Annotated in this window: 11 protein-coding genes; 8 read left to right on the top strand and 3 right to left on the bottom strand. The window is 44.4% G+C overall.

Features of this window, described 5'->3' with window-relative positions:
* Positions 1 to 42: 42 nt before the first annotated feature.
* A complete protein-coding gene (locus L1D23_RS07700; protein WP_239865195.1) occupies positions 43 to 1,065 on the bottom strand; it encodes a porin in 1,023 nt (340 codons plus the stop codon).
* A 531-nt stretch (positions 1,066 to 1,596) separates the two neighbouring features.
* Here L1D23_RS07700 and greA point away from each other — a divergent pair.
* Positions 1,597 to 2,070 (top strand): transcription elongation factor GreA, encoded by a 474-nt coding sequence (gene greA / locus L1D23_RS07695; protein ID WP_239837770.1) that lies wholly within the window; start codon positions 1,597 to 1,599, stop codon positions 2,068 to 2,070.
* Positions 2,071 to 2,142: 72 nt separating this feature from the next.
* Here greA and yhbY read toward each other — a convergent pair whose 3' ends face one another.
* Entirely contained in the window at positions 2,143 to 2,439 is a 297-nt protein-coding gene (yhbY, locus tag L1D23_RS07690; RefSeq protein ID WP_239837769.1) for a ribosome assembly RNA-binding protein YhbY, read from the bottom strand.
* Positions 2,440 to 2,552: 113 nt separating this feature from the next.
* On the opposite strand from yhbY, the gene rlmE reads away from it, so the two are divergent.
* The 6 genes from rlmE to rimI all read left to right on the top strand — a co-directional run bounded on the left by rlmE (position 2,553) and on the right by rimI (position 8,426).
* Positions 2,553 to 3,182, top strand: a complete 630-nt coding sequence (rlmE, locus tag L1D23_RS07685; protein WP_239837768.1) for a 23S rRNA (uridine(2552)-2'-O)-methyltransferase RlmE — start codon at positions 2,553 to 2,555, stop codon at positions 3,180 to 3,182.
* Positions 3,183 to 3,289: 107 nt separating this feature from the next.
* Positions 3,290 to 5,254, top strand: coding sequence for an ATP-dependent zinc metalloprotease FtsH (gene ftsH / locus L1D23_RS07680; protein WP_239837767.1), 1,965 nt, complete (start codon positions 3,290 to 3,292; stop codon positions 5,252 to 5,254).
* A 48-nt stretch (positions 5,255 to 5,302) separates the two neighbouring features.
* Positions 5,303 to 6,133 (top strand): dihydropteroate synthase, encoded by an 831-nt coding sequence (gene folP, locus L1D23_RS07675; RefSeq protein ID WP_239865194.1) that lies wholly within the window; start codon positions 5,303 to 5,305, stop codon positions 6,131 to 6,133.
* Positions 6,134 to 6,159: 26 nt separating this feature from the next.
* Positions 6,160 to 7,500 carry a phosphoglucosamine mutase gene (gene glmM, locus L1D23_RS07670; RefSeq protein ID WP_239865192.1) on the top strand — a complete coding sequence of 447 codons (1,341 nt, stop codon included), beginning with the start codon at positions 6,160 to 6,162 and terminating at the stop codon, positions 7,498 to 7,500.
* An 85-nt stretch (positions 7,501 to 7,585) separates the two neighbouring features.
* Positions 7,586 to 7,984, top strand: a complete 399-nt coding sequence (locus L1D23_RS07665; RefSeq protein WP_239865191.1) for a DNA polymerase III subunit psi — start codon at positions 7,586 to 7,588, stop codon at positions 7,982 to 7,984.
* Position 7,985: 1 nt separating this feature from the next.
* Positions 7,986 to 8,426 carry a ribosomal protein S18-alanine N-acetyltransferase gene (gene rimI / locus L1D23_RS07660; protein WP_239865189.1) on the top strand — a complete coding sequence of 147 codons (441 nt, stop codon included), beginning with the start codon at positions 7,986 to 7,988 and terminating at the stop codon, positions 8,424 to 8,426.
* 1 nt (position 8,427) lies between these two features.
* Here rimI and L1D23_RS07655 read toward each other — a convergent pair whose 3' ends face one another.
* Positions 8,428 to 10,479 (bottom strand): EAL domain-containing protein, encoded by a 2,052-nt coding sequence (locus L1D23_RS07655; RefSeq protein WP_239865186.1) that lies wholly within the window; start codon positions 10,477 to 10,479, stop codon positions 8,428 to 8,430.
* Positions 10,480 to 10,699: 220 nt separating this feature from the next.
* Here L1D23_RS07655 and prfC point away from each other — a divergent pair, with 220 nt between their 5' ends.
* A complete protein-coding gene (gene prfC, locus L1D23_RS07650; RefSeq protein WP_239865184.1) occupies positions 10,700 to 12,289 on the top strand; it encodes a peptide chain release factor 3 in 1,590 nt (529 codons plus the stop codon).
* The last annotated feature ends 145 nt before the right edge of the window (positions 12,290 to 12,434 follow it).

Below are 12,434 nucleotides of genomic sequence, written 5' to 3'. Positions count from 1 at the left end.
GGGTTCAAGGGACAGACTATTAGCGCTTTAGTTAGTGACTAATTAGAAGTCGTAACGTAGACCTAGAGCAATTTCGTCTTCTGATTGGATCTTAGTTGCGTTACCAACTGTAGTGTCAACAGAGCCGATCTTGTCGCCTTCACTGATTAGGTTAAAGTTGTAAGAAACGTAACCACGGAAATTAGGCTTAAAGTAGTAGGTTGCATCGATTGCTACATTGTCAGCAGAAGTCTCGTTGTTAGTTTCTGCGTTGTTGTAGGTAGTCGAGAATACAGTCTGCCCCATAGTGTAAGCCGCTGCTAGTTCGTAACCCGTGTAGTCAACAGTGCTCTTTGAGTTAGAAAGCTGCTTTTCACCGTCAGTGTAGATACCAGCAAAGTAAAGGTCATTGATTGAGTATGACGCAGTACCCATGTACTCGTTAGCTTCGTCTTGAGCTGCGTAACCTGCACCTAGCTTAACGCCAGTTTCACCGATTGCGTAGATTGCGGATAGAGAGTAGCCATCTGCATCGTTATCTGTGTATGAACCAGGGTTTGTTGTGTCTTCTGTGCGGTCAGCAAAACGGTAGCTTGCTTTTAGACCTAGGTCAGCAAATTGGCCTTTGTAAGAGATCATATTGTCTGAACGATCAGCTACAGCTAGTTTGTCTGCTGCAGAGTTACCGTGGTAAGCCATGATATCGGTAAAGTCTGTTAACACGCCTAAGGCACCTTCGTTTTTACCGTAAGTCACCTCACCGAACTTACCACCAAGTCCACCATACAGGTAACGGTTTGTTAGAGTGTCCGTGCTGCTGTCTGTAGCGCCACCATTTTCGTTCGTAGTGAACTCACCTTCGTAGAAGCCGACACCGTATAGGCTGTCAGTGATCTGAGCTGTACCAAGGAAGTTTAGGCGTACGCGAGAGTTATCTTCAGCTTTGCCATCTTTTAGCGATAGGCGAGCTTCAGCACGACCACCCATTTCGATAGTGTTATCGTCTTGGTTGTAGATTTCCGCTGCGTTTGCGCCAGTTGCCACTGCTGCTGCAGAAACTGCTAGAGCGATCAGAGTTTTGTTCATCTTATAAGTCCTAATTTACTGTCCATAAATAGTTTGGAGAAAATGTTTAACGTTGTTGCTCGTTTCACTTTTTCCTTTCTTCCGTTCTATAGCCCAAGTGCACAGTGGAATAAGAAACACAACACACATTGAGTGCCATAGAGCATTTGGTGTGCATTGTTGTACCGTCAAAGTTCCTTGATGAGTTAGTAAAATGATATAAATTGGGCTAATGAACAGTGTTTTATTTAATGTAAAAAATGCTCAAGTTATTGTATTCTAATTATTATTTTTGGTTTCTTATCGCTTCTTTATATATCTGTTATTTAGATTTTTTTATTCAATAGTTGAACTATAAAAAGAATTTTGCGGAGCTATTTAGCTGATTGAATTATCATATTGAAGACGTAAAAGTTATGAGTATTGAATTCAGATGATTTAGTCGTTAACTTTGTTTACACTAAAGGAAATTGATTAGTTAACCCACTACCTAATCCACAGGATTAGGTAGTTTTGTTTTGTCCAAAGATAGCTTTGGCAATGAGGTAAACAATGGAAAAAGTCCCAATGACAGTGCGCGGTGAACAAAAGCTGCGCGAAGAATTAGACCGACTACTAAAGCTTCGTCCACAGATTTCTGAAGCTATTGCAGAAGCGCGTGAACTCGGTGACCTGAAAGAAAATGCGGAGTACCATGCAGCCCGTGAAGAGCAGGGGATCTGCGAAGCACAAATCCGTGACATCGAATACAAGCTATCGGTAGCTCAGGTTATTGACGTCACTAAAATGGATAACTCAGGCAAGGTTATCTTTGGTTCGACAGTGACACTTATTGACTGTGACACTGAAGAAGAGAAAACGTACCAGATTGTCGGTGACGACGAAGCAGATATTAAAGCAGGTCGTATTTCTGTGAGCTCACCAATCGCCCGTGGTTTAATTGGCAAGATGGAAGGCGATGAAGTTGTGATTTCTACACCAGGTGGTGATCGTGATTTCGAAATCGACAGTGTTGAGTATGTGTAAAACTCTTTTCACCTGAAACTAAAAAGGTCGCTGAGTGCGACCTTTTTTATACCGTTAAAATCTCAATCCACTTTATTTACGTGGTAATTCGATTTTACGATCTTCAGTCTGACGATACAGAACCAGTGTCTTACCGATGACTTGTACTTTTTCTGCGCCAGTTTCACGAACGATAGCTTCAATAATCAGGTTTTTCGTTTCGCGATCTTCAGAGGCTACTTTTACTTTAATCAACTCATGGTGATTAAGAGCAATTTCGATTTCCGCTAGAACAGCCTCAGTGAGTCCATTTGCGCCCATAAGCACAACAGGTTTTAGACTGTGCGCTAGGCCTTTTAGATGCTGCTTTTGTTTGGTGCTTAGGTTCATTACGCGGCCAATTTTCTTTACTATAAGGGTTGAAAAATACCATTTTAACGCCATCTACCCTTGAAGACTATAATTTATTGGGTAAGTTGGTCCCTCTATTAGTTAGGAATCGAATGAGTAAACAGAAACATTCGGCAAGCTCTGGCCGTTGGTTGAAAGAACATTTTGATGATAAATTCGCGAATGAAGCGCGTAAAAAAGGCTACCGTTCACGAGCCTATTTCAAGATGGAAGAGATTCAAAACAAAGACAAAATACTCAAATCTGGGATGACTGTCGTCGATTTAGGTGCGGCTCCCGGTGGTTGGTCTCAATATGCTGCTAAGATAGTAGGTGATGAAGGTAAAATCATCGCGTGTGATTTACTTCCAATGGATCCTATTGCTGGAGTGAGCTTTTTACAGGGAGACTTCCGTGAAGATGCTGTATTAGAAGCGTTACTGGATAGAATCCAACCTTCTATGGTCAATGTTGTGATGTCAGATATGGCGCCAAACATTGCTGGGAATAATTCGGTGGATCAGCCACGAGCTATGTATTTGGTCGAATTAGCGTTAGATATGTGTCGACAAGTTCTTGCGCCCAATGGTAGTTTTGTTGTGAAAGTATTTCAGGGTGAAGGCTTCGATCAATACGTTAAAGACGTTCGTGAAATGTTCAAAGTCGTGAAAATCCGTAAACCTGATTCTTCAAGGGCTCGCTCCCGAGAAGTGTTTATTGTAGCCACTGGTTACAAAGGTTAACTATTTGCTCTACAGAGCAGCAGTTAACACTGTAGCTACAGTCAACAAACTGTAGTACCCTACCTTTAATTACAATTAGTTATCGCGAGGCTGACACCTTGAGTGACATGGCAAAAAATTTAATTCTGTGGCTTGTGATCGCCGTAGTCTTGATGTCGGTTTTCCAGAGCTTTGGCCCTGGGGAAAGTAACGGCAGAGCGGTTGATTACACCACGTTTGTACAGGAAGTTGGCCAAGGCCAGATTCAGGAAGCAACATTTAAAGGCGAGGAAATCACTTTCACTCGTCGTGGCGGTGGCTCGCGTTATGTTACTTACATGCCGGTCTATGACCAGAAATTGCTGGATGACCTGATTAACCAGAATGTGAAAGTGCAAGGTACTCCTCCAGAAGAGCAGAGCTTACTTGGCACGATCTTTATTTCTTGGTTCCCAATGATTTTACTGATTGGTGTATGGATTTTCTTCATGCGTCAAATGCAAGGCGGTGGCGGTAAAGGTGCCATGTCTTTCGGTAAGAGCAAAGCTCGTATGATGAGCGAAGAGCAAATCAAAACCACATTCGGCGATGTTGCTGGTTGTGATGAAGCGAAAGAAGACGTTAAAGAGCTGGTAGATTACCTGCGTGATCCAAGCCGCTTCCAGAAGTTGGGCGGTAAGATCCCAACTGGTGTTTTGATGGTTGGTCCTCCAGGTACAGGTAAGACGCTTTTGGCTAAAGCGATTGCCGGTGAAGCGAAAGTACCATTCTTTACCATTTCTGGTTCTGACTTTGTGGAAATGTTCGTTGGTGTTGGTGCATCTCGTGTACGTGACATGTTCGAACAAGCGAAAAAAGCAGCACCTTGTATCATCTTTATTGACGAGATTGATGCAGTTGGTCGTCAGCGTGGCGCCGGCGTGGGTGGCGGTCACGATGAACGTGAGCAAACATTAAACCAAATGCTGGTTGAAATGGATGGTTTTGAAGGTAACGAAGGTATTATTGTTATCGCTGCAACCAACCGTCCAGACGTTCTTGACCCTGCTCTACTTCGTCCTGGTCGTTTTGACCGTCAAGTGGTTGTTGGTCTACCAGACGTTCGTGGTCGTGAACAGATTCTTAAAGTTCACATGCGTAAAGTACCACTAGCTGGTGATGTAGAGCCATCTCTTATCGCTCGTGGTACACCAGGCTTCTCGGGTGCTGATCTGGCTAACCTAGTTAACGAAGCAGCCTTGTTTGCAGCGCGTGGTAACAAGCGCAACGTTTCTATGGTTGAGTTTGAATTGGCCAAAGACAAGATCATGATGGGTGCTGAGCGCCGTTCTATGGTGATGTCGGAAGAGACGAAAGAGTCTACGGCTTACCATGAAGCGGGTCACGCGATTGTTGGTCGTTTGGTTCCTGAACATGATCCAGTTTATAAGGTTTCTATCATTCCACGTGGTCGTGCGTTAGGTGTGACGATGTACTTGCCTGAGCAAGACCGAGTGAGCATGTCTCGCCAGCACTTAGAGTCAATGGTTTCCAGCCTATACGGCGGCCGTCTTGCTGAAGAGCTTATCTACGGCGCGGACAAAGTATCGACTGGTGCTTCTAACGATATCGAACGTGCAACCGATATTGCGCGTAAGATGGTGACTCAATGGGGCTTCTCTGAAAAGTTAGGTCCGTTACTTTACGCAGAAGATGAAGGCGAAGTTTTTCTTGGTCGTAGCGTAACGCAAACGAAGCACATGTCAGATGATACGGCTAAGCTCATTGACGACGAAGTGCGTAGTATCATTGATCGCAACTACGAACGTGCTAAGAAAATTCTTGAAGAAAACATGGACATTATGCATGCAATGAAGGATGCATTAATGAAATACGAAACCATCGATGCGGGTCAAATTGATGATCTGATGGAGCGTAAAGCTGAAATTCGTGAGCCTGCAGGTTGGAGTGATAATAGTGGCAATAAGCCAGAATCCAAGCCTGAGAATAAGGTAGAAGAGAAAGAGTCACCAAGTGAAGCAAAAGACGAAGAGCCAACTGCTTCACAAGAGAACACTTCAGCAGAAGCGACTGAGAAGAAAGACTCAGAATAGTGTATTTGATTAAGAGAAACCCCGAGGAAACTCGGGGTTTTTGTATTTATGATATTAAAAGCAAACAATAAAACTCTCGATTTATCTGAACCCCAAGTGATGGGGATATTAAATGTAACGCCGGATTCTTTTTCTGATGGCGGTCAGTTTCAAGCATTAGACGATGCACTTAATCAAGCTCGACGTATGATTGATGCCGGCATCACCATTATTGATATCGGTGGCGAGTCGACTCGTCCAGGAGCTCCTGATGTTGATTTAGAAGAAGAATTACAGCGAACTATTCCTGTGATTAAAGCGATTCGTACATTCTCTGATGTGTGGATCTCAATTGATACCAGCAAAGCTGAAGTGATGAGGCAAGCGGCTGAAGCCGGAGCTGACATCATTAATGATGTGCGAGCACTTCAAGAACCTAATGCGCTTGAAGTCGCAGCCGCGACTGGATTACCGGTTTGCCTCATGCATATGCAAGGCCAACCTCGCACTATGCAAGCCAATCCACATTATGATGATCTGCTCAAAGAAGTGGAAAAGTTTCTTCACGAGCGTATTAAGGCGTGTGAAGAGGTAGGTATCGCACGAGAACAGCTCATACTCGATCCCGGGTTTGGTTTTGGAAAAACACTAGAGCACAACTATCAGATGCTGTCTCATCTAGAAGAACTTCATCAATTTGGCTTGCCAATACTAGCGGGAATGTCGAGAAAATCTATGATCTTCAAGCTGCTCGACAAAGCACCCACGGAGTGCGTGTCAGCTAGCGTAGCATGCGCTACAATCGCGGCGATGAAAGGGGCTCAAATCATCCGAGTTCACGATTTTGAACAAACGCTTGATGCGATGAAAATAGTCTCAATGGTACGAAAAAACCACTGAGAAAAAGATGATAAAAAGGAATAAATATGTCTGATAAAAGACGATATTTTGGGACTGATGGTGTACGTGGAAAAGTGGGGCAGTACCCCATTACTCCTGATTTTGTCCTTAAACTTGGTTGGGCTGCGGGGCGTGTTCTAGCAAAGCAGGGCACAAAGAAAGTCATTATTGGTAAAGATACGCGTATTTCAGGTTATATGCTGGAATCAGCACTTGAAGCAGGCCTTGCGGCTGCAGGCCTAAAGGCCACGTTTACAGGGCCAATGCCGACCCCAGCAGTTGCTTACCTAACTCAAACATTTCGTGCTGAAGCGGGTATTGTGATTTCGGCTTCTCATAACCCTTATTATGATAATGGTATTAAATTCTTCTCTTCGGAAGGGACTAAGCTACCTGATGATATTGAGTTAGCGATTGAAGCTGAGCTGGACAAAGATATTGAATGTGTTGAGTCATCTTTGCTGGGCAAAGCAAGCCGTTTGAATGACGCGGCTGGGCGTTATATCGAATTCTGTAAAAGCACTTATCCTTCCGAGCTGAGCCTTGCTGGGTTAAAAATTGTCGTGGATTGTGCGCATGGCGCAACTTACCATATTGCACCAGCCGTCTTTAGTGAGTTAGGCGCCGATGTTATTGCTATGGGCATTGAGCCTGATGGTACGAATATTAACCACGAAGTCGGTGCAACGGACGTTAAAGCTTTACAGAAAAGAGTTGTGGAAGAACAGGCTCACCTAGGCTTAGCATTCGATGGCGATGGTGATCGCATTATTATGGTTGATCATCTAGGTAATAAGGTAGATGGTGACCAGATTGCCTATATTATCGCTCGTGATGCGCTGCGCCGTGGAGAATTAAAAGGCGGGGTTGTCGGGACTCTGATGACAAACCTAGGCATGGAAAATGGCCTCAAACAACTGGGTATTCCCTTTGTTCGTGCTGCAGTCGGTGACCGCTATGTTATGGAGCAATTGCTTGAGAAAGGCTGGAAGATCGGGGCGGAAAATTCGGGCCACGTGATTTTACTTGATAAAGTGACAACGGGAGATGCTATTGTCGCTGCGTTGCAAGTACTTGCTTCAGTTGTTGGTAGTGACATGTCCCTGCATGAACTTTCTCAAGGTATGACCTTATACCCTCAAGTACTGGAAAATGTCCGTTTTTCTGGTGATTCTAATCCTCTTGAAGCGGAAGCGGTGAAAGCGTCTGTTGTTGAAGTTGAAACAGAGCTCGGTGATAAAGGTCGAGTGCTGTTACGTAAATCAGGCACTGAGCCGCTTATCCGAGTCATGGTGGAAGGTGAAGACGCTGAATTAGTGAAATCATCAGCACTAAAAATTGCAGAGGCGGTGAAAGCTAGCTTCTAAGGCTTTTCATTTCGTTTAGTCGTATAATAGCGGTGCCTGCTTGTGATAGCATTGCACCGTTTTTTATTCTAGCGATTTGCCAATTATGACGACTCAAGAGCTTACATACTTACACGAAATGGGGATTCAAGCCTATCAACTGGCTCACCCGGAAAGGTTGCAAGGCTACAGTGTTGAAGGTATTGCTTTACCTGATGATTGCAAAATGCTCTTAGTATCACCTCAACAGCCGTTAGGCTCTACCGTAACCTTGTTTGAGAATATTTTAAAAACCATCAATTTGACGTTAGAGCAATCTCTCTATTTAGCCCCAGAGCATCTGGCTTTACTGGAGAATTCTCAGGTTGATTGGATCTGGTTTGCTGGTTGTGAAGCTCAGTTGGAGTTGGGGCAGAGGACGCTGCGATCTCCATGCCTAAATGAAATTGATGGCAATCAGCAACATAAACGCGTGCTCTGGCAACAAATCCAAGCTTTAAAATAATATGACCCTACTTCCTTTAGCTGAGGCTCACCTCGATTCGGTGTACTCAATAGAAACCCAAGCACATAGTCACCCTTGGTCAGAAGCGATGATTCGCGATGTGACAAGCAGAGGTGCGTGTCATCATGTGCTATTGGATGACAATACGGTTGTTGGCTATTTTTATGCTCAGAACATTGTTGGTGAGGTTACGCTTCTCAACATTGCTGTTGATCCTACTCAACAAGGAAAAGGCTACGGTAAACAACTTATCGAGTCTTTCCTAACTATGTGTGAACAGCTCAATGCTGAAAGCGCTTGGTTAGAAGTAAGGGAAAGCAATACACGCGCGGCTAATTTGTACGAGGCGGTAGGTTTTAATGAGGTTGATCGCCGCGTTAATTACTACCCAACGACGACCGGAAAAGAAGATGCCATTATAATGAGCTACATCTTCTTTTAGATTATTTCTGTACCGCTTTGATGGTTGGAGAGCCTTCAACCGGATAGAAGTTTGCTTCAAATCGTGAAATCAATTCTGAGGCAGGAAGAGGCTTGTCGAATAAGTACCCCTGGAATTGATCACAACCGAGTTGTTTGAGGGTATTCAGCTCGTCGGCATCCTCAACCCCTTCTGCGATGACTTCAAGGTTGAGTCTCTGCGCTGTCATGATGATGGTGTCGACAATAGCTTGATCACTTTCATCCATGTGCAACTGAGTAACAAATGAGCGATCTATTTTTAGTACATCAACTGCAAGATGCTTTAGGTATCTCAATGAAGAGTAGCCCGTACCGAAGTCGTCGATGGAAATTTTGAGATTGTGTTGCTTAAGCTTACTCATCTTCTGAATCGCACTTTCGACGTTTTCAAGCAAAAGGTTCTCGGTAATTTCCAGTTCTATATGTTCTCCATCAATATCAGCTTGGGCAAGCACATCATGTATGTGTTCGACAAAACTGTTCTGCGAGAATTGCAGTGGGCTGATATTGATAGCAAGACGACGGAAAGTCTCTGGCAGGACTCCTTGTTTACGCCAGCGTGAGTATTGATAACACGCTTGTTCAATAATCCAGTTACCGATTTGTAAGATCTGTCCGGTTTCTTCAGCGATTGGCATAAATACCCCAGGAGGCAATACGCCTTTCTCTGGGTGGTTCCAACGGATCAATGCTTCGACCCCAATGATTTGTTGTTCGCCATTCACCTGAGGCTGGTAGTAAAGCTCTAACTGACCTTTGTTAAGCGCTTCATGGAGACCTTTTTCTATTTCTAAGAAAGATTCCACCTGAGCCTGCATCTCTGGCTCATAAAACATGTACTTGTTTCTTCCGGCAACTTTGGCTCGGTATAACGCGGTATCAGCCTGACGTAGCACATCAATGTTGGTGGTGCTGACAGAAGGAAATACAGAAATACCGACACTGGTTGTGCAATAGAGTAGGTGATCGTCAATGGAATAGGGATTAGAAATCAATGCCAGCAGCTGTTGAGCTGTTTCATGCGCTTTATCTGGGTGAATTGAGGGCATGAGAATAGCAAACTCATCGCCTCCGATACGGGCTGCGGTATAGTCATCAATTAGCCAAGCTTCGATACGTTTTGAGATCGCTTTGATAAGGTGGTCACCGATAGTGTGGCCTAACGAATCATTAATGGTTTTAAAGCGGTCTAAATCAAGATAAAACAAGACACCGGAAGTATTTGTTTGCTTGGCATGTTCGATCGCCTCTTCCAGCATTTGTAGCAATAAACTCCGGTTGGCCAACCCAGTTAACGAATCATAATAAGCCAATTGGTTCAGCTTAGCTTCTGCCGCTTCTCTGTCTTTCCACAGATTGTGGAACGTTTTCGCCAAGTGTCCGAGTTCATCATCACGATACAAATTCGGCATGGGAACTTCTGCGTTTTTGTCTTGAAGTGAGCGTACCCAATCGATCAAGGTGACCAGAGGTTTGGAAAGCTTCTGGTAGAAGAACAGCAGCAAAATGGTTGTTAGCAGAATGTTCCTGAATAAGTCAAAGAGAAGAATTTGGCTGGTTTTGGCAATAAAGTCTTTGGCAATATTGGCGCCATTCACAGAGAAACTCAATGTGCCGACCACCACGTGGGAATTTGGCTGGTGTAGCTCAGTTTTGTAAACGGGGGTTGTTGGTGTCAAATAATGAGAAAGCGCTTCGGTAAATGAGTTTTCAAGCGATACTCCCCTTTCCCGTTCGGTCAAAGTGTCGCCAAAGTCATCAACAATGGAGACTTTATAGATAGCACTGTCCATCATCAAGCTCGATGCTACTTGTTCGGCTAAAAGCTGATTTAAGTGATATGCAGCCTGGCTGGCATTGGAATAATTCTGTAATAGCTTAAATTGGTAGTGTGCTTCAATCCGCTTTTGTTCCTGATGAAGGTCCACCAAAATTTGATATAAGCTGAAAATGATCCCTAATATCACGGATACTAAAAAAACCGTTTTCGCTTGCCGGAATGCTAATGAGTTTATTTTCTTGCTCGTAGGCATAATTTTATATAGTTCCCTCTACTCCTTTAGTTATAGCCTAAATTTATTGATATTTTAATTTGTATCTTACTTAGATGTGAATTGTTAGGCTTTTATTCGCCTTTGTTGCTCCTAAAGGCAATATAAGCGAGAATACCGCGCAAAACCGAATCAATCTGCCAGCTTATCAGTCATGGTTATCTTGACGATACACTGGCGTTCAGATGAAGAAGATCTTTTGATGTCAAATACAGCATTTATCGGCGAAGTTTCCAAGCGCAGAACGTTCGCTATCATCTCGCACCCGGATGCGGGTAAGACCACCATTACTGAAAAAGTATTACTTTTCGGACGCGCAATTCAAACGGCAGGTACAGTAAAAGGCCGTGGCTCTGCTCAGCACGCGAAATCTGACTGGATGGAAATGGAAAAAGAGCGTGGTATCTCGGTCACCACCTCAGTGATGCAGTTCCCATACAACGAATGCCTAGTCAATCTATTGGATACACCGGGACACGAGGATTTCTCAGAAGATACTTACCGTACTTTAACGGCGGTTGACTCCTGCTTGATGGTGATCGACGCAGCGAAAGGTGTTGAGGATCGTACTCGCAAGTTAATGGAAGTGACCCGTCTGCGTGACACACCGATTGTAACGTTCATGAACAAACTTGACCGTGATATCCGTGATCCCATGGAGCTACTGGACGAAGTCGAAAGTGAGTTAAATATTTCCTGTGCACCGATTACTTGGCCTATTGGTTGTGGTAAAGAGTTTAAAGGTGTGTACCACATTCATCGTGATGAAACGATTCTCTACTCGACAGGCCAAGGCCACACCATTCAGGAGAAACTGGTTGTAAAAGGCTTAGATAACCCTGAACTTGATGAGGCGGTCGGTGCTGAGTTAGCGGATCAGCTACGTGAAGAGCTTGAGCTTGTGATTGGTGCATGCCCTGAGTTTGATCAGGAGTTGTTCCTTGCGGGTGAGCTTACGCCGATATACTTTGGTACGGCACTGGGTAACTTTGGGGTTGACCATATGCTGGATGGCTTGACGGAGTGGGCGCCAGCGCCGATGCCTCGCCAGGCGAATGAGCGTCAAGTCGAAGCGAATGAAGAAAAATTCTCTGGCTTTGTATTTAAGATTCAGGCCAACATGGATCCAAAACACCGTGACCGTATTGCTTTCATGCGTATTGTTTCTGGTACCTATACACAGGGTATGAAGATGAATCATGTGCGCCTTGGTAAGCAAATCAATATTTCTGATGCGGTTACCTTTATGGCCGGTGATCGCTCTCGTGCTGAAAATGCTTATGCGGGTGATATTATTGGTCTGCATAACCACGGTACCATCCAGATTGGCGATACTTTCACTCAAGGTGAAGCGCTCAAATTCTCCGGCATTCCTAACTTTGCCCCTGAGCTATTCCGTCGTATTCGTCTTAGAGATCCATTGAAGCAGAAGCAGTTGCTAAAAGGTTTGGTACAGTTATCTGAAGAGGGGGCGGTGCAAGTGTTCCGTCCGCTACAAAATAATGATCTTATCGTAGGTGCAGTCGGTGTGCTTCAGTTTGACGTCGTTGTTGCGCGTTTAAAAGCGGAGTACAACGTAGAAGCGATTTACGAAAGTGTTAACGTTGCAACTGCTCGTTGGGTCGAGTGTGAAGATGGCAAGAAGTTAGATGAGTTCCAGCGTAAGAACCAAGCCAATCTAGCACTGGATGGGGGCGATAACCTGACGTACATCGCGCCAACAATGGTCAACTTAAATCTGGCGAAAGAGCGTTTCCCAGATGTTGAGTTCCGAGCGACTCGCGAACACTGATCTTCGTCACCTTTGACGCGATAGCGGTGTTGACTGCGTAACCTCATCTTAGCTAGCGCCAAAGGACTTGGCAGATCTGATTACTCAATACCGCCTCTGTTTAAAGGCGGTATTTTTGTTTTTAGCAATGAGGATGCGCTTTTAA

Source organism: Vibrio sp. Isolate24 (assembly GCF_022398215.1).
Lineage (GTDB): Bacteria > Pseudomonadota > Gammaproteobacteria > Enterobacterales > Vibrionaceae > Vibrio > Vibrio coralliilyticus_A.
Note: the sequence above shows the minus strand (reverse complement) of the source record. Positions and strands in the feature narration are given on the sequence as shown.

Bases quoted from the DNA above. Each gene is read 5' to 3' on its own strand.
- L1D23_RS07700 (WP_239865195.1), bottom strand. From the start codon at position 1,065: ATGAACAAAACTCTGATCGCTCTAGCAGTTTCTGCAGCAGCAGTGGCA.
- greA (WP_239837770.1), top strand. From the start codon at position 1,597: ATGGAAAAAGTCCCAATGACAGTGCGCGGTGAACAAAAGCTGCGCGAA.
- yhbY (WP_239837769.1), bottom strand. From the start codon at position 2,439: ATGAACCTAAGCACCAAACAAAAGCAGCATCTAAAAGGCCTAGCGCAC.
- rlmE (WP_239837768.1), top strand. From the start codon at position 2,553: ATGAGTAAACAGAAACATTCGGCAAGCTCTGGCCGTTGGTTGAAAGAA.
- ftsH (WP_239837767.1), top strand. From the start codon at position 3,290: ATGGCAAAAAATTTAATTCTGTGGCTTGTGATCGCCGTAGTCTTGATG.
- folP (WP_239865194.1), top strand. From the start codon at position 5,303: ATGATATTAAAAGCAAACAATAAAACTCTCGATTTATCTGAACCCCAA.
- glmM (WP_239865192.1), top strand. From the start codon at position 6,160: ATGTCTGATAAAAGACGATATTTTGGGACTGATGGTGTACGTGGAAAA.
- L1D23_RS07665 (WP_239865191.1), top strand. From the start codon at position 7,586: ATGACGACTCAAGAGCTTACATACTTACACGAAATGGGGATTCAAGCC.
- rimI (WP_239865189.1), top strand. From the start codon at position 7,986: ATGACCCTACTTCCTTTAGCTGAGGCTCACCTCGATTCGGTGTACTCA.
- L1D23_RS07655 (WP_239865186.1), bottom strand. From the start codon at position 10,479: ATGCCTACGAGCAAGAAAATAAACTCATTAGCATTCCGGCAAGCGAAA.
- prfC (WP_239865184.1), top strand. From the start codon at position 10,700: ATGTCAAATACAGCATTTATCGGCGAAGTTTCCAAGCGCAGAACGTTC.